This is a genomic window from Aurantiacibacter flavus (assembly GCF_039710615.1).
Lineage (GTDB): Bacteria > Pseudomonadota > Alphaproteobacteria > Sphingomonadales > Sphingomonadaceae > Alteraurantiacibacter > Alteraurantiacibacter flavus.
Window position 1 is genome coordinate 48,851 of record NZ_JBDLBR010000005.1, and the last position, 17,967, is coordinate 66,817.

Here is a 17,967-nt window from a genome sequence, read left to right on the forward strand (position 1 = left end):
GCAAATCAGTGAATTTGCAATGCTGGTTCAGTGGCGGATTTGTGATTTTCCATATTGCTTCTGTGAAAGTTCATTTGAATGGGGTGCAATGTTATGACTAATAAAACCGGGAAGGGCTTCAGGGTCGCAGTTGGACTGCTGTCATTCATGATGGCCAGTTCCTCTCTCATGTCCGCAGCTTCGGCGCAGACGGTGGTTGAGGAAGGTGTGGGGACGATGGCTCCTGAATCGCCTGTTGCTGATGGCGTGGCCAACAACAAGGCGCGTACGACATATTACAAGAACCGTCACTATGACGTTCCGGAAGGCCGCGAAGTCGGCGCGTATTATGCAAGTTGGGGTGTCTACGGCGGCCGCGACTATTCTCCGCATCAGGTCCCTGTTGAGCGTCTGACGCATGTCTATGTCGCCTTCGGTGGCATCTGCGGTGACAACCCGGCCGCCTATAATAACGGCGGCGGCTTGAAATCGAGTTGCCAGGATCTGGGCAAGGCCAACAGCAACGGCGCCTACTATCTCTCCAACTCGCTACTCAATCGCGGCGGCTCGACGTCTCTGTCGAACGGCGAGGTGTCGTTCGTCGACGATAACTGGGCCTATTGGGATCGCAAATATACCAATTCCGATGGCAGCGCCTATGAGGGCGAAATCCAGGGAATGATTGACTGGAAGAACCGGAATCCTGACCTGAAGGTCGTCTGGTCTCTTGGTGGCTGGAGCTACTCGCGTCCGTTCTTCGAAATGACGAAGTCGGCCGAGAGCCGCAAGAAGTTCATCGATTCGGTGGTCGCCTGGCTTTCCGATCCGGTTATGGGCTTCGTTGACGGTGTCGACATCGACTGGGAGTTCCCCGGCGGCCTGGGTGCCGATGCCGGCGTGGGCGATGCCTCGGTTGACGGGGCGAACTATGTCGCGCTGGTCAAGGAGATGCGCACTGCGCTTGATGCTCTGGGTGCGCAGAACGGGCACGACTACGAACTCACCACGGCGATCGGCGTTGGCCCTGACAAGCTGGCGAACTTCGGCCTGAGCGCCAACATCGCTGACATGATGCCTTACGTTGATCGTCTCGGCCTCATGAGCTACGACTTTGCCGGAGCGTGGGATAGCAAGGTTGGCTTCAATGCCGCGATCAATGACGGCGATTCCCCGCTGGGCGTGGAGTACGTGCTGAAGCTTTTGCGCGATACCCATGGCATCACGGACTTCTCCAAGGTAGCAATGGGGCTGGCCTTTTATGGCCGCTCGCATGGCGATGTGGTTGCGTCCGATCCGGCTTCTCTGGTCGGAGCGCCCTCGAACGGCGCTGGCCCAGGCGGCACGATCGAAGATGGCAGCTTTTCGTACTTTGACCTCTATCCGAACTATATCGGGCCAGATGGTAAAGGGATCAACGGTTGGTCGGCCTATTACTACCCTGAATATGGCGCGGGCCTGCTATGGAACCAATCCTCGGGACAGGTCATCAGCTTTACCCCTCCGAAGGGGATCGAAGACAGTGTCGAGCTGGCCAAGAAGTATAACATGCGCGGCGTGTTCGCATGGACGGTCGATGACGACAACGGCATGCTGCTCGAAGCCGTTCACCAGGCATACGGCCATAACGTCACTGCGGTGCAGCCCAAGGACAAGCCTTACATCTACGCTCCGGCATGTGACATGGCCTCAGGCATCACGATCAAGCCGGGCATGGTCTTTTCCAAGGACGGCGCGGTTTACGAAGCCAAGGGTTGGGTCTCGAACTGCCCCGGCGTGGGTGAAGCCTGGGAGCAGGCGAACTGGACCAAGCTGGGCAGCGCCTCGGACTACACGGTGCTGACCGGCTCCGCCGGAAGTGCGGCTGCCGCGGATACCAGTAACGCCGTTAGCAATGCTGTCGTTTCGCAGCCGACCACGCCGACTCAAACCGCTCCGGAAACCGCCACGCAGCCGGTCGAAACGTCGACCCCGGCAACGGCTCCGACCACACCACCGGCAACTTCGACTGGTGACACCGGCCTTGCGACGACCCCGGCCACGCAGCCTCCGTCGGCTGCTGGTGCCTCGACCAATGGGGTTGAAGTCTGGAGCAGCAGCGCTGTCTATGCCACGACCGGCACCAATGTGTCGCACAACGGGGCAACCTGGAGGAACAAGTGGTGGACGCAGGGTGAAGAGCCCGGTTCTGCCCAGGTTTGGGAGAAAGTGTCCGGCAGTGCGAATGTCGTGCAGGATGCCGGTGCCGCCCAGAGCGCGACGCCGCAAGCCACCGGCGGTGCCGCGACGGGTTCGGTCGCGGCCTGGTCGGCAGCCACTGCCTATTCCGCAGCGAACACTGTTGTGACGCACAATGGCAAGCAGTGGACCAACAAGTGGTGGACGCAGGGTGAAGAGCCCGGGAACTCGCCCGTCTGGGAAGAAGTTGCTTCGTCCTCGGCTGCGGCGACTGGACCGCAGGCGTGGCAGTCTGGCCGCGCCTACGCCAGCGCTGGCACCGTAGTAACGCACAATGGCAAGCAGTGGACCAACAAGTGGTGGACGCAGGGCGAAGAGCCCGGTGTGGCCGCTGCCTGGGAAGCCGTGCAGTAATGTGAGGGGTGTGGGCAGGCAGGGGATGCCTGCCCGCACTCTCTTTGGGGCTGATGCCTGGTTGCCGCTGAGTTTGAAGGGCTGAACCCACGTTCAGGCCATGTCACGCCCGGTTGCGGACTGCGGGTACAGGGGGCGATATGATCCGACCAGTTCAAATCAATATGCTGGCGATTGTTGTTGCAGCTGGCCTGACGGGGCCTGCCGTGGCGCAGTCCGTCATTCCTGGCTGGAGCAAGCAGTTCTATTATCGCTACGGTTCTGTCGTGATTTACGAAGGACGTCGCTATCGTGCGATCAAGCCTTCGCAGGACAAGGCACCTGCCGACAATCCGTTATACTGGGACGATATCGGCGATTATCCGACCGACACCTACACCCCCGGCTTGGGCTACACGACACCGTCAGACCGTGCCGAAGGCGGGATCTCCGCAGCGTCTGACGTTCCTGTGAGCACCGTCCTGAGTGGTGCCGGAACGACAATTTCCGCCACACCCTCCACACCTGCCGAGCCTGTGGCACGCGATGCTTGGGATAGGACCCGTGCCTATGCCACCAGCGGGCAGGTTGTGTCGTATCAAGGGAGGCGCTGGCGCAATACTGCCTGGACTCAAGGCGAAGCTCCCGGCGAGACACCGGTCTGGGTGGCGCTCGATATAGACGCTTCCGATGCGATGCCCGAATGGAGCAGCACGACCGTTTATGGCGAGCCTGGCCTGAGGGTGAAGCATAACGGTCTCACCTGGGAAAACTCGGGTTGGACACAGGGCGAAGAGCCTGGACGGGCGGCTGTCTGGACCGTCAAAGGCCGCGACAGTGCGGGCGTCGAAGATTGGGACAACCTCAAGGTTTACAGCGATATCGGTGTCATTATTCGACATTTGGGGCGCACGTGGCGCAACACCGCCTGGACACAAGGCGAAGAGCCTGGACGGGCGGCTGTCTGGGTCCAGCCCGAAGCGGATCGGGCTGGCGCGGTCGCTCAGTGGGTTTCGACGAGCATATACGACCTGCCCGGAACGATCGTGTCGCACAACGGCCGTATGTGGCAGAGCACGGCCTGGACGCAAGGTGAAGAACCTGGATATGCTGCTGTCTGGAAAGAATATGGCGCCAGCGATCCCAATGTAGTGGCGGCCTGGGACAGCGAGACCATTTACAGCATTATCGGGACCTACGTTTCCTACGCCGGAAAGGTGTGGGCCAACAGCGCGTGGACGCAAGGCGAGGAGCCGGGCACTTCGGCTGTGTGGAAGCAGATCACCGAGGAGGTGCCAGGGTCCGGGACTGACGGCGGAGAGCCTGGCGGGGAAGGCCCGGAAGAGCCTGGTTCGGGCGGTTCGGAAGAGCCCGGCTCGGGCGGTTCGGAAGAGCCCGGTTCGGGTGGTTCGGAAGAGCCCGGCTCGGGCGGTTCGGAAGAGCCCGGTTCGGGTGGTTCGGAAGAGCCCGGTTCGGGTGGCTCGGAAGAGCCCGGTTCGGGCAGCGGAAACGGCGACGGTGGTGTTTCCGGAATTCCGGATTGGGATGCCACGAAGATCTACGATCAGGCCGGAACCAAGGTTCGCCATTCAGGACAGGTCTGGGCCAACCGATGGTGGACCACTGGTGACAAGCCCGGAACCACAGAAGCGTGGCAGTGGGTTGAGTCCGAAGACGGACAGTCCTCCTGGCTCGCCGCCTGGCAGGCTGGCTATGCGTATGACAACGTTGGAACAGAAGTAAAATATCAAGGCAGGATTTGGGCCAATAAGTATTGGACGCGAGGTGAAGTGCCCGGCGAGTCGGCTGCGTGGCGCCTGGTCCGTTCGCTGGTGGATGAACCGCTGAACTGGCATCCGCAAATGGTGTACGACGCGGCCGGAACCATCGTCCTTTATGAAGGCGTCCTGTGGAAGAACAAATGGTGGGCAGACGGGAAGGACATTCCGGGCGGATCTACAGGTGCCTGGGAGGCTGTTTCGGGTGGTGGGGAGCAGGGCTCGACATGGGTAATGTCGCGAGGCTACCCGACGGGGAGCGAAGTTGATTACGAAAGTCGGCGTTGGCGCGCAGAAAGTGTCACACAGGGCGAAGAACCTGGCACCGGCGCGGCTTGGGCTCTAATTTCTGCGACGACAACCGATCCGCTGACCTGGAACGCGCTGACCCATTACGTGATGTTGAATGCGCAGGTTCGCCATCAAAGCCGCATCTGGAGCAACCTGGAAGATAGCCGTGGCGATGTCCCCGGCGCATCGGCAGCCTGGAAGCTCGTCAGCTCGGAAACGGAAGAACCGCTAATATGGCATCAATCCGTAATTTACGACCGGGCGGGCATAACCGTGCAACACAATGGTTTATTGTGGGAAAGCAAGTGGTGGACCCAGAACAATGAACCAGGCACCTCGGATGCGTGGCGCGCGATCGTCTCGCCCGATGCCGGCCCTCAGAACTGGAATTCTGCGATGGTCTACGATCAGCCCGGCACGATCGTAATCTACGACGGGATGCAGTGGCGGAACAAGTGGTGGAGCCAGGGTGACATACCCGGCGCACCCGATGGGCCGTGGGAGCTGGTGGAATGATCCTCTCAAAACGGGAAAGAACTATGCGACCATTAGCGCTGATCATGGCGTTCAGCAGCCTTGGCACCTTGTCTGCCTGTATGACACCACTCGACATGTTAAACGAACGAGACGCGAAGCTTAAAGAAGCCACCGAAGTCTCGATGGACACCAGTAATGAAGCTCTTGCCGAATTGGTCGAGAAGGCCAAGGATAAAGCCGAGAGGTCGGGAGATTTCGACGACTACGTCGATTATCACTACCTTAAGTCGGCTTCGGCACGATTGCTCTATCTGAAGGTCAACTCGCTTCTCGCCGAGGGGAAGCAGGAGGAGGCGGTTCCGTTCGTGCGCGAGGGGCTTCGCATTGCGCCGCAGCATATCGGGCTTTTGAAAGTCGCCGCGCAGATCGACACTGCCCAACAGACCCAATACGTGCTCGATGGTCTTGCTCCGACCTCCCGGTCGGCACGCGTCATCAACCGGATGTTCGATCGTCGCATGCTTTATGCGCGCGGCTTTCGCTTCCCTGCTTCGTCCGCCCTGGACGATTTTACCGACGATAATCTCACACCATATCGTGATTACTACGATGTTCTGAATAAGCCGCTCAATGAATTGATGGCGGGGGCATCGGAGAATGCTGTATCTGATGCGTTCGCGACAGGAGGTAGGCCGTCAACGGATGGGGCTCTGCGGAGCGTGAGTGTGACTTCTGTCCTCGATCAGTTGAGGATGGACTTGCGTATCCCGGTGGCTGTTCATGAGTCCGCTTTCGGCGTTATTCGTCAGCATCCCCCGATAACGCTTGATGGCGACATGAGCGCACTCGATCTTCTGAAGGTCATCTCTGAGAGGGCGCCGTTAAACACTGTTATGGGGCCCTTCGGGCTGTTCATCTTTGCTGGACCTGACATCCCCGCCAGTTTGGACAATGGGCAACGTGTGTTCACACTGAGAGCGGAATACAGGCCGACGGCGACTATCATCACTGGCCTGCGTGCGGTGGGCTTTTCGCAGAACCTTGCAGGCGTCGACGAGGACAGCTCCACAATCTGGTTTCGAGGATCGATTGGCGAGTATTTGCGCGCGATTGAATATATTTCAACGGTCGATACACCACCTTCCGAAGTTCAGCTCAATGTCGAAGTTGTCGAAATAGAGGAAAGCCTTATCCAGGAGATTGGTGCACGTATTCCTCAAAGAATTGATTTCAATCTCGCTGACCCGACGTATCGGCAATACATATTCAGCCCTGTTAACGGGTCCACGCCTGATGTTCTGGGCAATAGCGGAATCATTGTGAATAATAACACAAGTGGTTCAGTAAGCATGGCAAACCTGCTTAACCAGTCTGTCGAAGATGTTGTTCGTGCAGTTGTCACAGATGGCTCCTTCTCCGCAGCTGCGCGCGAGAAGAAGTACAAGTTGAATATTCTTGAGCGGCCCACCTTGAGACTGCGATCGGGGATCAAGGGCCGTATCGATGTGGGCGGTCGGCTGCCTGTGATCACGGCCACAGCCACTTCGTCGGGGTTTGTGTCCGAACAGGTCACTTACGTAAATGCCGGGATCATGATCGAGGCAACCAGTCGGCTCGCGCAGGATGAAAAGCTCCACCTCGACCTCAAGCTTACGACTTCCAATCTGGTCAAGATGGTTACCAGTCCGAGCGGCTCAAGCGCCCCCCAGTTGTCGAACCGCGAGGTGCAGACCTCGCTGGTTCTGAGAGACGGCGAAACAGCTCTAATCGGCGGCATCTCGTCGTTCAAGGGAACAAATGAGAATGACGGTCTGCCAGGGCTGGCCCGTTCGCGCATCACCTCCGTTCTGGGCGGCTCAACGGGTTTCGACCAATCGCGCAGTGAGCTGATGATGTTTATCACCCCTGAGATTGTTGCAGGCGAAAGTTATTCTTCGCGCAATTGGATCGGCATCGATGGTGGTGGCGGGAATACTCCCTACGTGCCTGCGTCGGGCGCGGGTGCTCCGACAGGGCGGGCCGCTCCCGCTTCGCGGGCGGAGCCAGCGGGCGCAAACCCGGGAAGCGCCTCAGAGGGTGGAAATATCGAGGGGGCGCGCGCCGGACGGCGAGGCTAGCTGGACACCCGCAGTAACCCCTCGCATTTGCGGTGTTGATGTGATTCAGGGGCGGAGAGGAGCATTTTGATGCAGCCATCGAGCCTGTTTTCGCTTGCGGAGCATTTGGAGCGGCTGAGCCGGGATGGCGATCCGCTGGAGGTGCTGGCGGACGCGGTAGACTTCGTTCGTTTCCGCCCCTTGCTGGTCAAGGGTCTGGGATACAGCGCTGGCGCGAAGGGTGGCAGACCGCCGTTCGATCCGGTGGCGATGTTCAAGGTGCTGGTGGTTCAGGCGCAGCACAACCTCGCCGATGCGCGCATGAATCCTTCGGCAAGCTCAGGAGAGCATTCAGGATCAGGAACCCGCTTTCGTGGATGCGCTTCTTCGGGTTCGATCTCGGCGGCGGCATCATCGCGCAGTTCAACACCCGCCCCGACGAGGAGCTGTCGGTCGATCTGGCCAGCGTCCCGGTCGATGCTGATCCCGATGGCGCACGGCTGCGCGAGGCCGTTGCAATGCACGTCGAAAATACGCCGATGGCGGGTCTCTGGTATGGGATGCCTTATCGCGACAGTGTGAGCGAGTTGACCGGCAATGCCTTCTGGGACGAGGTGGCGATCTGGAAATATGCCCAGACCATCCGCGAGGCGGGGATCGCCACCTACATGTGGAGCAACTGGAAGGACGAGCCGACCAGCGACATCATCGTTGCCGCCCAGAACCTCGGTAGCCGCTTGCTGGTCGGCCCCGGCAGCCATTGCGTGCCGCCGCGCGGTTTCGACTTTACCGGCTAGATAACCCGCTATTTCGACTATCATCTGAAGGGCATCGACAATGGCTTCGGCCAAGCGCCGCGTGGTACCTACTATCGGCATGAAGGCGACGGCGAGAGCAGCTATGTCACCAGCGACCAGCTGCCTGGCGCAGCAAGCGAGACGCTAAGCTACTATCTCGGCGCGGATGGGGGCAATGTGCTCGGCGCGCATCCGGTAGCCAACATTGCTGAAAGCGCCGACCGACCCGATGCCGACGTGTTCGTCTATCTGGAGGACTTGGCGGCTGACGGAGCGGTCGCAGGCCTCTCGTTCGGGCGGCTCAAGCTCTCGCATCGCAAGGTTTCGCAAGCACCATGGGATACGCTTGGCATGCCCTGGCATTCGGGGCCGGAAGGTGATGTCGCACCGCTGCCCGAGGGGGAGGCGACGATGCTTTCCATCGCCATGATGCCGCTGTCGCATCGTGTGATGCCGGGCCACCGTCTGCGCTTCCTGGTCACCGGCGCCGACCCGCGCCAGCGTAACCTGGCGGATCTCGTGAAGGATCCCGCTCCGCGCATTTCGGTGCATTATGGCTGGGCCGCCGGATTGCGCATCGATCTGCCGCTGGCAGGAACGACGGGGCAGGGCGAATGACCCGGCGTGCCGGCTTTCGCTTCGCCCTCGCCGCGGCCTGCTTCGCGATGACGGGCGCTTGTGTTCCGCAGGGGGAGGTCGTGCAGCCATCGGCTGTTGCGGTGCCGGGGCAAATCGGTGCCGTGGAGGGAAGCGCAAACTGGCCAGCGATTGCCCGGCAGGTTGCGGGCGCGCCGGACTATACCGTCTATCGGCCGCTGGAACTGCCCGACGCGCCATTGCCCATAGTGCTATGGGGCAACGGCGGGTGCAGCGATAACGGCATGAGTGCCAGCCACTTCCTGCGCGAGATAGCGAGCCACGGTTATCTCGTGATCGCCAACGGCAAGCCCGGCGAGGAACGCCCGGTGCTGGCCGAACTGCCACCGCCGCCACGGCTTCTGAGGGGCCTCCGCCGCCGATCTCCGAGCGTCCCGCAGACGAGACCAGCGTTGCCGGGATGCTGGCCGGAATCGATCTCGCGCTGGCAATGAACGCTGACCCGGAAGACCCGCTTCATGACAGGATCGCCGATCGCCGATCGCCGATCGCCGATCGCCGCATCGCTGCATTGGGCCACAGCTGCGGCGGCCTGCAGGCCCTGGCTGCCGGAGCCGATCAACGCATCGGAACGGTCATGGCGCTGGGTAGCGGGGTTTATATCCGCCCCAACTCAGGCCTGAGCGGAGTGCAGATTGGCAAGGACGACCTGCTCAAGCTGCACAGTCCCGTTGCCTATGTGCTGGGCGGACCGTCGGATATCGCCTGTGCCAATGGTAACGACGATTTTTCCCGCATCGAGCATGTACCCGTGGTGCTCGGAAGCCTTCCGGTGGGACACGGTGGAACTTGCGCACTGGAGAACGGCGGGCTTTGGGCGACCTTCGCAGTGCACTGGCTGGACTGGCAATTGCGCGGAGACGAAGAGGCCAAAAGCGTCATTCTGGAGAGCAAGTGCCCGCTTTGCGCGGACTACGGCTGGGCGATCAGGTCAAAGAGATTCGAATAACGGCTGCGTCGTCAACTCGCGTAAGCATCAGGAGGCCGCAGCGCTGTCCTCCAGCATCTGGTCGGCAACTTTTGCGATCCTGAACAGGTAATCGTCGAGCTGCTGCAGCTCGTCCGGGCTGAACTGGTCGGTCAGATCGGCGAAGAAGCTGATGCGTTCTCTCTGGGTCGTTTCGAACAGCTCGCGCCCTTTTTCGGTCAGTTCGAGCAGGGCCACGCGTTGATCGGCGGGATTCGACTGGCGGGCAATCAAGCCCTTTTCGGCAAGAGAACGGACCGCGCGGCTGATCTCCGCTCGGTCGACCAGCGCAGCCTTTGAAATCCTTGCAGAGCTGGTGTTTCCGATAGCTGCAAGGTGCGCGACGACACGCCATTCGGCCAGCGTAAGGTCAGCCAGTTTTCTGACCTGCCGCGTTGTCAGGCGATCAATCATTTTGCTCACAAGAAGAATGCGATAGGGAACGTGACTTGGCCCGAAAACGCCCCATGTTTCGGCCAACGGGCCTCTTGCTTCATTCCTCACCGGGTTCTCATTTCCCATTTTTTCCCTCACCGTATACCTCTACCCCAATTAAGCCGGAACTGACAGCTTGTCATGTGGCATATCATTGACTAATCAACATCAGGAATAGTTTGCCGAAAAGGCGAGCGTGGGACGTGAGGATTGGGATGACGGGAACCGGAATTTTCGCGCCGACAAGGCTTGTCGAGGCTGACGCAGCATGAGCGAACCGCACCCTTTCGCGCCCAACTTCGAACACGCCTTTTCCATCGGCATCGAACTTGCTGGGATCCAGTGGATCAAACCGAGTTCTCGCGGGGAAACACGCGCCGCCATCTACGCTGCCGAGGGTTGGGTCGATGGCCCGCTGCTCAAGGGCAAGGTCATCCCGATGTCGGGCGGAGACTTCCCGCTGGTGCGGCCCAATGGGGTGATCGATTTCGATGCGCGCTATCTTCTGGAAGCCGATGACGGCGCGGTGATCTATCTCCAGAATGTTGGCTATCGCTGGGCCAAGACGCCGGATATCGCCGAAAAGATGTCTCGTAACGAAGACGTCTCTCCGGATGACTACTATATGCGGGTCACACCCCGCTTCGATGCGCCCGAAGGGCCGCACGAATGGCTGACCCGACATGTGTTCGTGGGCGTTGCCGAAAAGGTGCCCGGCGCCAACCGCATTCACTACTTTGTCGTCCGATGACTGAGCTGGCCCCTGAATTCCGGCCGATTATGCGGCCTGGCGTCGATCCCGCCAGCGCGCCGCACAAGCCGCCGCTTCCGCCCGCCGGGTACCGGCAGGAGATGCGCGCCGGTCTGTTGTTCGAACAGAACGTACCAATTGTGCTGCGCGACGGGGTTGAGATCTACGCCGATATCTATCGACCCGAGGGTGCCGCCGACCTGCCAGTGCTGCTGTCGTGGAGCCCCTATGGCAAGCACGCGAAGTCGAACCAGGTCTTCTGGCCGGCCTCGGGGGTGAACCCCGAATGGCTTTCACCAGAGACACCGTTTGAGGGCCCGGACCCTGTATTTTGGTGCCCGGCTGGCTATGCGGTCGCCATCGTCGATCCGCGCGGGGCCTGGCTGTCGGGCGGCGATTTCCATCACAACGGGATGACTGAGGCGCAGGACTGCGCCGAAGTGATCGAATTCCTTGCCGCGCGCGACTGGGCGAGTGGCATGGTCGGCATGACCGGCGTGTCCTACCTCGCCTGCATCCAGTATCTGGTTGCGCCGCTGAAGCCGCCGGCATTGAAGGCGCTCAATCCCTGGGAAGGGTTCGCCGACTGGTATCGCGAATTCGCCTTCCACGGGGGCATTCCCGAAACCGGCTTCGCGCCGCGCGCGTCGGATAACATCCAGTACAGCCTCAACCGGACCGAGAACACCTGGGCCAATATCCAGGCGCATCCGCTTTACAATCCGTTCTGGCAATCGAAGGAGCTGGCGCTCGAAGAGATCACCCAGCCTTCCTACGTGGTGGCCAGCTGGGCCGATCAGGGGCTGCATACGCGCGGCACCTTCGAAGCTTTCCGCCGCATGGCCAGCACGGACAAATGGCTCGAAGCGCACGGGCAGAAGAAGTGGGCGCACTATTATCTGGCCGAGAGCCGCAAACGGCGTCTCGCGTTTTTCGATCATTTCCTCAAGCAGCCGGGCACTGTCGTTCCCGCCTGGCCGAAGGTCCGGCTCGAAGTGCGAGAGCGCTATGGCAAGGCGCAGGAGCGAACGGCAAGCGACTGGCCGCTGCCGCAAACCGACTATGTCCGCCTTGCTCTGCGCGATGATGGAACGATGGTGCAGGGCCCTGAGGGAAGCGGCACGGTCGAATATGACGCGACCGCTGGCCGGGCCGTGTTCGACCATGTCTTCACCGAACGCACCGAGCTGACCGGCTATGCCAAGCTTGTGCTGGAGGTCGAGGCGCGCGGGGCGAGCGACATGGACCTGTTCGTGGCGCTCGAAAAGATCGACCGCGAGGGCGACAAGGTCGGTTTCGGCTTCTACGCCTTCTTCGAGGATGGGCCGGTCGCGCTGGGCTGGCTGCGCGCCAGCCACCGGGCGCTCGATCCCGAACGTTCAAGCGAATTCCAGCCGTTCCATCTGCATGACCGCGAGGAGCTGCTTTCGGAGGGCGAGAAGGCGCTGGTCGAGATCGAGATCTGGCCGTCGTCCACGCTGTTCGAGGCTGGCGAAAGCCTGCGTCTGATCGTGCAGGGCCGCGACATCTACGACGAGGGCCTGCCGAACCTTCCCTTCGCGCGGCACGAAAGCCTGCGCAATGCCGGCACCCATGTGCTGCATTGCGAGCGCTCCTATCTGCAGGTGCCGAAGATACCGCTCGAAAGAGGTGCCACGTGAAGAGCTTTGTTGACGTTGAGCTCGAACATGCGTTCGACATCACGGTTTTCTTTGGCGCGGACCGGACCATTTTCGGTCCGTTGCCTGGCACGTCCACCCATCAGGGCTACACGCCGCCGATCGGCGGGGAGATCTCCGGCCCGATGCTGCAGGGAGAAGTCGTCCCGCACTCGGGCGCGGACTATGCTACGGTGCGCGCCGATGGGACCATCGAACTGCGCGCGCACTATCTGCTCAAGGCCAGCGATGGCACGCTCATCTACATCAACAATCTGGGCTACCTGAACAAGGCGGAAGAGGGGCGCGAGGAGCGCAACGAGCAAGGGTTGGCCCAGCCAGCCTATTTCCGCCTCACGCCATACTTCCGCTGCCCCGAAGGCCCGCACGACTGGCTGACGCGAACCTGCATCGTCGGCGGCGGTGAGCGCCGTGCCGATCCCGACCATTCCCTGTTCCGTTACTACGTCGTCAAATAGGCCGAACCGGGCCGGTCGGCATCATCCGGAGGCGCAGAAAATAAGGGGGGAGGTCACCATGACCCGCGAAGACTTCGAGAGCTACATCGCCGCGTTTAATGCCAACGATTTCGAGGGGTTCTCGAAATTCTACGCCGACGATGTCGACTTCACTCTGGGTGGCCGCAAGCATATCGTGGGGCGGCAGGGTATCGTCGATTTCTACCGCGGAGTGAAGGATCATATCCGCGAGGAACTGACGATCCTCGACCTGCTGGTCGCTCCCGAAGGTTTCTGCATGCATAACCGCACCGTCTTCACCACGATCAAGGATTGGCCTGACTTCGAGCTGTGGCCGACCAAGGCTGGCGATGTGCGCGAAATCGAGAGCATCATTCTCTATCGCACGCAGGGCGACAGGTTCGTCTCCATCAAGTCTGCCCGATTCAAGTAGTCGTGGATCTTCAGGCCCCTGCCTTGGCGGGTGCTTCGAAGCTGTCTTGGCAGCGGGCTGCGTGAAGCGAAATAGTGGAAGAAGCCGGCGATGAAGAAGATGCACGCCGCCACAAGCAGTGCATCCCGCACGCTATTGGCGGAGGCTGCCTCGCATGCGGCTCTCAAGCAAGGGGGAAGCCGGTTGGTTCATGCCGGCAGGAAGGGGTACCTCGTTTTCCTGCTCGCGCGGCAGGCGGTGAACCCTCCCCACGCAGGTGCAATTGATAAGGCGGCTAGGGCACGACGGGCAACTGCACGAGGCAATTGCGACCGTAGGAAGCTCCAGTTTCGCGAGTCCCTGGACTGATCCCCTCCGGCAATAAACCTGGAAGCGTCGCTAATACGAAGCGCTCATGCGCCGGGACGACGCGAGAAAGATTTGCATCTCGGGACAGAATGCCTGAGATTGTAGATTAATCAACAAGGGAGGATAACATGAAAAGGTCTTATCGGATTCGTCGTCGCAATGTCCTGGCCATGGCCAGCGGCCTCGCTATTGCCAGCGCAACCCTGCCGACAGCGGTGGCAGCGCAGCAGGCTGCCGCAGAGGGAACGAACATCCCTTCGGAAAACGCGATTGTCGTTACCGGCTCGCGCATTGCCCGCGACACGTTCAAGACCGCCACACCAGTGACCGTTGTTTCCGCCGATACGATTCAGGATCAGGCCGCGATCAACGTTGCCGATGCGCTGAACGATCTGCCTAGCTTTCGTCCGCAGGCCACTCCGGCGACCACCGCCATCTTTATCGGCAATGCCGGCGCGAACCTCGCCGACCTGCGCGGCCTCGGCGCGCAGCGCACGCTCGTGCTGGTGAACGGCCGACGCTACGTTCCGGGCACCGTTGCCGGTTCGGGCAATTCGCCGGGTTTCACGGTCGACCTGAACATGATCCCCACCGCGCTCATCGCGCGCAGCGAGGTGGTGACCGGCGGCGCGTCAGCTGCCTATGGTTCGGACGCTGTCGCAGGCGTGGTTAACCTCATTCTCGACAACGACCTTGTCGGTCTGCGCGCCTCGGCGCAGTACGGCATCAGCGACCGGGGCGATAACGAGCAATATTTCCTGTCCGGCGCGTTCGGCACCGATTTCGACGGCGGTCGCGGGCACTTCATCATCGGTGGCGAATTTGCCGATAGCGACGGATTGGGGGACTGCTATACGCGCGAATGGTGCGCTGAAGGCTATGGCCCGGTCGCCAACCCGATCCCGCAGGTCAACGGCCTGCCACGGCAGAACATCCTGCCGAATGTGCGGCCTTCCACTGCCAGCTACAACGGCCTGTTCAATACCGGACCCTTTGCCGGCAACGAGATACTGCCCGATGGCACGCTCGTACCGCACGATTATGGAACCTATTACGGCGCGCCGATCTTCCAGTCGGGCGGCAGCATAGACCCCACCCATGCGTTCTATGCGGAATTTCCGCTCGTTTCGGCGGTGCAGCGGTACAATGTGCTGGCGCGCGCCAGTTACGAAGTATCGGACGCCATCAAGCCGTTCGTCGAGGCGACATATGCCAAGATCGAGGGGGAGACGACCGGTGCGCAATCGCGCAACCTTGGGCTTAGCCCGACCGATATCGGGATTGCGGCAGACAATGCCTTCCTTCCCGAAAATCTGCGCCAGCAGCTCGACACTGCCGGGGTGGATTCGGTGCGCTTCGGCAGGATCGGCAACGATCTCGGTCATTCCAGGGGCACTGTCGAACGCGAGGCCTATCGCATCGCGGCGGGTGCCGAAGGCGAATTCGGCGGCGGCTTTACCTGGGACATGTACTATCAGTATGGCCAGACCGACTATTCGCAGCGCGGTTACAACACCCGCAAGAACCGCGAGTTCTTCTGGGCAGTGGATGCCGTGGATGAAGGCGAGTTCAACGGGGGGGCGGCCAACGGCAACATTATTTGTCGGCAGGTTGCGCTCGGCAACCCGGCGGCGGCGGGGTGTCTGCCGCTGAACCTGTTCGGCGAGAACAACTTTGATCCCGCCGCGCGCGACTATGCCTATGGCACGGTGATGCAGGACACCAAGTTGAGCCGCCAGGTGCTGGCCGCCAACATCAGCGGCGACCTGTTCGAGCTGCCGGGCGGCCCCCTGGGCTTTGCGGTCGGCGCGGAATACCGGGTGGAGGATGCCGACGGCACTGCCGACCCGGATTCGGTTGCCAACAATTTCTACACCAGCCCGGGCGCCGCTATCTCCGGCCCGGCGGTCAAGGTCAAGGAGGGCTATATCGAACTGGCCGCTCCGCTGCTGTCGGGCGTCGCCGGGGCAGAATTGCTCGAATTGAACGGGGCGGTCCGTGTGACCGATTATTCGACCAGCGGGACCGAGTGGACCTGGAAGATTGGCGGTACGTGGGAGCCGCTGGAAGGTGTTCGCTTCCGCCTCACGCGGTCGCGCGATATCCGCGCGCCCAACTTCTTCGAGCTTAACAACCCGAGCGTGGCGAGCTTCCAGTTCCTTGTCGATCCGGAGAACGAGCAGGCGGGAAGCTCGCTCGTCTCGGTGCGGTTGAGCGGCAATCCCGGGCTCAAGCCCGAAAGCGCCGATACGCTTACCGCAGGCGTTGTGCTGTCGCCGTTCGATCGGTTCAATCTCGCGGTAGACTATTTCGACATCAAGCTGTCCGACGTGATCTCGACGCTGGGTGGGGAGACCATCCTCAGGCGCTGCAGTGAAGGAGCGACAAACCTGTGCGAACTGATCTCACGGGACGGCGGCGGAGCGCTTTTAGCGATCAACAATACGCTGCTGAACCTCAACGAGTTGAATACCCGAGGCATCGATATCGAGGCCGGCTATTCGCTTCCGGTCGGCACTGGCGACCTGAGTTTCCGCGCGCTGGGCACCTATGTATTCGACCTCATCACCGTCGATCAGGCCGGCGAGGTAAACCGTGCGGGGCAAAACGGTTCGCCCGTGTCGCAGGAATCGGGCCTGCCCGATTTCACCGGGCGCTTCATCGCGGAATACGAGACTCCCAAATGGGAAGTCGGCCTTGAGGCCGAGTACATCTCGAGCGGCTTGTACAATACCACCCAGATTGGCCCCGACCAGGTGGGGTACGATCCGACGCTGTCCGGCAGCATCAGCGACAACTCGATCGATGAATATCTGTATGTCGATATGCGCTTTGCCTATCGGCCGATGACCGATCGGCCCGAGCTTGAGCTGTTTGCCCGGATCGATAATCTGTTCGATCGCGATCCGCCCAATAACATCCCCTCCAGCTACGGTGTTACCAACCCCATCCTCTACGATGTGGTCGGTCGCATGTATCGGATGGGGGTGCGGTTCGAATACTGAGGCAGAATGCTATTGAGGTCTATGGGGCCGGGGGCGTTTGGCCCCGGCCCCATATTGCCTGCAGCTTAGGCGGTGAGCCGTCTCGATACCGGCGACCCATTTGTTGGTGGCCGGGGCTGAAGTGACCATCGAGCCGCTGGCTTGGAGTAATGGAGCGGGCAACAGCCGTGATCTATGTTCGCGATGCCTGGTATGTAGCAGGCTGGAGGACGCCAGATGACGGAGCCAGCGCCAGACGCTGCTTGCGGCCCGGCTCACCCGTGGCGGGCGAAGGCCTGGACTGTCGCGTCGTAACTGCTCAGGCTCACTGAAGGATGGGCTACAAGGATGAGGTAGGCAAGCTGGCTGTCGTCCGTCAGCCGCACGAGGCGGCCGTCCTCTTCGGCGGCACGCACGTGCCAGTCGAAGAAGACGCTGATCCCGTCACCGTTTAGCACCTTGTCGAGCGCGAGTTCGATGAACTGCGGGGCGAGCACGCGCCGGGCCTTGCCGAGCGCGGCCCGTTCCAGCAGCCTTGTGCCCCAACTTTCGGCCTCGCCGGTGCGCGCCAGGTGCAGGTAGCTCACCTCCTCTGCGGCGAGTGTGCCCTGTGCCAGTGCTTCGGCCAGCTGTGGGGCGGCATAGAGCGACAGGGGCTCGGTTTTCAGAACTGCCAGCCGGATGCCTTCGGTGCGGGGAAGGGTGCCGCTGCGCAGCACGCCCATGCTCCCTGGCGTCTGCACGACCCGGGCCACGATATCCTCGCGGTCGTCAACCAACATGAACTCGGTGCTGTCCGGGAGGCCCGCCTTCAGCAAGCCCGCGTAGTTGTCCCGGACCCTGCCGCTCATGAAGTTGCGGATGAAGAGGATTGGGGCCTCGTCGACGGCGGGCGGGGTTACCGAGTTGTCCATACGCTCATGCGCGGCGAGGCTCTCGCGCGCGTCGGACAGCAATCGCTGACCGAGCGGCGACAGCGCTACCTTGCGTCCGGGGCGCCGCTCGAACAGTTGCCCGCCCACGTGCCGTTCAAGCGACTTGAGATGTTTGCTCACGGTCGGCTGGCTGACGTCGAGGTGATCGGCGGCGAGTCGCACACTCCCGAGTTCAGCCACCTTGACGAATATATCGAGCTGCCGTGTGGTGGTCATGCTCCAGCCATTACCATAAGGCTATCAGTTTGATAGCCATTGCTTGCATTGCTTCATTCGCCTTTCATCGGGCATCAGTGCTGCCGGAGGGGAGTTGCCATGCGCTATGCCGCATTTG

At 61.1% G+C, this 17,967-nt stretch carries 14 protein-coding genes and 1 pseudogene; 13 read left to right on the forward strand and 2 right to left on the reverse strand.

The features are described from left to right. Nucleotides 1-168 precede the first annotated feature (168 nt). From ABDJ38_RS13920 to ABDJ38_RS13950, 8 genes and pseudogenes are all read left to right on the forward strand, one after another. A complete protein-coding gene (locus tag ABDJ38_RS13920; RefSeq protein ID WP_346785730.1) occupies nucleotides 169-2,568 on the forward strand; it encodes a glycosyl hydrolase family 18 protein in 2,400 nt (799 codons plus the stop codon). 140 nt (nucleotides 2,569-2,708) lie between these two features. Beyond that, nucleotides 2,709-5,132, forward strand: coding sequence for a hypothetical protein (locus ABDJ38_RS13925; RefSeq protein WP_346785731.1), 2,424 nt, complete (start codon nucleotides 2,709-2,711; stop codon nucleotides 5,130-5,132). Continuing rightward, the gene (locus ABDJ38_RS13930; RefSeq protein WP_346785732.1) at nucleotides 5,129-7,210 is read left to right on the forward strand and encodes a type II secretion system protein GspD; all 2,082 of its coding nucleotides are present in this window, start codon (nucleotides 5,129-5,131) and stop codon (nucleotides 7,208-7,210) included. Before ABDJ38_RS13925 ends, ABDJ38_RS13930 begins: the two co-directional genes overlap by 4 nt. 69 nt (nucleotides 7,211-7,279) lie before the next feature. Continuing rightward, nucleotides 7,280-7,450 (forward strand): annotated as a pseudogene (locus ABDJ38_RS17035) (IS5/IS1182 family transposase); the annotation flags it as partial. Between the two features lie 116 nt (nucleotides 7,451-7,566). Beyond that, nucleotides 7,567-7,986 carry a hypothetical protein gene (locus ABDJ38_RS13935; protein WP_346785733.1) on the forward strand — a complete coding sequence of 140 codons (420 nt, stop codon included), beginning with the start codon at nucleotides 7,567-7,569 and terminating at the stop codon, nucleotides 7,984-7,986. Between the two features lie 177 nt (nucleotides 7,987-8,163). Then, complete coding sequence (locus ABDJ38_RS13940) at nucleotides 8,164-8,604, forward strand: CocE/NonD family hydrolase C-terminal non-catalytic domain-containing protein (RefSeq protein ID WP_346785734.1); 441 nt, start codon at nucleotides 8,164-8,166, stop codon at nucleotides 8,602-8,604. Then, complete coding sequence (locus tag ABDJ38_RS13945; protein WP_346785735.1) at nucleotides 8,601-9,077, forward strand: hypothetical protein; 477 nt, start codon at nucleotides 8,601-8,603, stop codon at nucleotides 9,075-9,077. Before ABDJ38_RS13940 ends, ABDJ38_RS13945 begins: the two co-directional genes overlap by 4 nt. Next, the gene (locus ABDJ38_RS13950; RefSeq protein ID WP_346785736.1) at nucleotides 9,044-9,592 is read left to right on the forward strand and encodes a hypothetical protein; all 549 of its coding nucleotides are present in this window, start codon (nucleotides 9,044-9,046) and stop codon (nucleotides 9,590-9,592) included. The genes ABDJ38_RS13945 and ABDJ38_RS13950 overlap by 34 nt, the downstream gene beginning before the upstream one ends. Before the next feature lie 27 nt (nucleotides 9,593-9,619). Here the strand turns inward: ABDJ38_RS13950 and ABDJ38_RS13955 are convergent, their stop codons facing one another. Then, a complete protein-coding gene (locus ABDJ38_RS13955) occupies nucleotides 9,620-10,024 on the reverse strand; it encodes a MarR family winged helix-turn-helix transcriptional regulator (RefSeq protein WP_346785737.1) in 405 nt (134 codons plus the stop codon). A gap of 289 nt (nucleotides 10,025-10,313) precedes the next feature. On the opposite strand from ABDJ38_RS13955, the gene ABDJ38_RS13960 reads away from it, so the two are divergent. From ABDJ38_RS13960 to ABDJ38_RS13980, 5 genes are all read left to right on the forward strand, one after another. Further along, on the forward strand, nucleotides 10,314-10,796 hold the full coding sequence (locus ABDJ38_RS13960; RefSeq protein WP_346785738.1) for a DUF3237 family protein: 483 nt from the start codon (nucleotides 10,314-10,316) through the stop codon (nucleotides 10,794-10,796). Continuing rightward, nucleotides 10,793-12,457 carry a CocE/NonD family hydrolase gene (locus ABDJ38_RS13965; protein ID WP_346785739.1) on the forward strand — a complete coding sequence of 555 codons (1,665 nt, stop codon included), beginning with the start codon at nucleotides 10,793-10,795 and terminating at the stop codon, nucleotides 12,455-12,457. Before ABDJ38_RS13960 ends, ABDJ38_RS13965 begins: the two co-directional genes overlap by 4 nt. Further along, on the forward strand, nucleotides 12,454-12,933 hold the full coding sequence (locus tag ABDJ38_RS13970; protein WP_346785740.1) for a DUF3237 domain-containing protein: 480 nt from the start codon (nucleotides 12,454-12,456) through the stop codon (nucleotides 12,931-12,933). Before ABDJ38_RS13965 ends, ABDJ38_RS13970 begins: the two co-directional genes overlap by 4 nt. A gap of 58 nt (nucleotides 12,934-12,991) precedes the next feature. After that, nucleotides 12,992-13,366 carry a nuclear transport factor 2 family protein gene (locus tag ABDJ38_RS13975; RefSeq protein WP_346785741.1) on the forward strand — a complete coding sequence of 125 codons (375 nt, stop codon included), beginning with the start codon at nucleotides 12,992-12,994 and terminating at the stop codon, nucleotides 13,364-13,366. Between the two features lie 476 nt (nucleotides 13,367-13,842). Then, the gene (locus tag ABDJ38_RS13980; protein WP_346785742.1) at nucleotides 13,843-16,719 is read left to right on the forward strand and encodes a TonB-dependent receptor domain-containing protein; all 2,877 of its coding nucleotides are present in this window, start codon (nucleotides 13,843-13,845) and stop codon (nucleotides 16,717-16,719) included. A 254-nt stretch (nucleotides 16,720-16,973) separates the two neighbouring features. On the opposite strand, the gene ABDJ38_RS13985 is transcribed toward ABDJ38_RS13980, so the two are convergent. Next, on the reverse strand, nucleotides 16,974-17,849 hold the full coding sequence (locus ABDJ38_RS13985) for a LysR family transcriptional regulator (protein WP_346785743.1): 876 nt from the start codon (nucleotides 17,847-17,849) through the stop codon (nucleotides 16,974-16,976). Between the last annotated feature and the right edge of the window lie 118 nt (nucleotides 17,850-17,967).

Bases quoted from the DNA above. Each gene is read 5' to 3' on its own strand.
- ABDJ38_RS13920 (WP_346785730.1), top strand. From the start codon at position 169: ATGTCCGCAGCTTCGGCGCAGACGGTGGTTGAGGAAGGTGTGGGGACG.
- ABDJ38_RS13925 (WP_346785731.1), top strand. From the start codon at position 2,709: ATGATCCGACCAGTTCAAATCAATATGCTGGCGATTGTTGTTGCAGCT.
- ABDJ38_RS13930 (WP_346785732.1), top strand. From the start codon at position 5,129: ATGATCCTCTCAAAACGGGAAAGAACTATGCGACCATTAGCGCTGATC.
- ABDJ38_RS13935 (WP_346785733.1), top strand. From the start codon at position 7,567: ATGCGCTTCTTCGGGTTCGATCTCGGCGGCGGCATCATCGCGCAGTTC.
- ABDJ38_RS13945 (WP_346785735.1), top strand. From the start codon at position 8,601: ATGACCCGGCGTGCCGGCTTTCGCTTCGCCCTCGCCGCGGCCTGCTTC.
- ABDJ38_RS13950 (WP_346785736.1), top strand. From the start codon at position 9,044: ATGCTGGCCGGAATCGATCTCGCGCTGGCAATGAACGCTGACCCGGAA.
- ABDJ38_RS13955 (WP_346785737.1), bottom strand. From the start codon at position 10,024: ATGATTGATCGCCTGACAACGCGGCAGGTCAGAAAACTGGCTGACCTT.
- ABDJ38_RS13960 (WP_346785738.1), top strand. From the start codon at position 10,314: ATGAGCGAACCGCACCCTTTCGCGCCCAACTTCGAACACGCCTTTTCC.
- ABDJ38_RS13965 (WP_346785739.1), top strand. From the start codon at position 10,793: ATGACTGAGCTGGCCCCTGAATTCCGGCCGATTATGCGGCCTGGCGTC.
- ABDJ38_RS13975 (WP_346785741.1), top strand. From the start codon at position 12,992: ATGACCCGCGAAGACTTCGAGAGCTACATCGCCGCGTTTAATGCCAAC.
- ABDJ38_RS13980 (WP_346785742.1), top strand. From the start codon at position 13,843: ATGAAAAGGTCTTATCGGATTCGTCGTCGCAATGTCCTGGCCATGGCC.
- ABDJ38_RS13985 (WP_346785743.1), bottom strand. From the start codon at position 17,849: ATGACCACCACACGGCAGCTCGATATATTCGTCAAGGTGGCTGAACTC.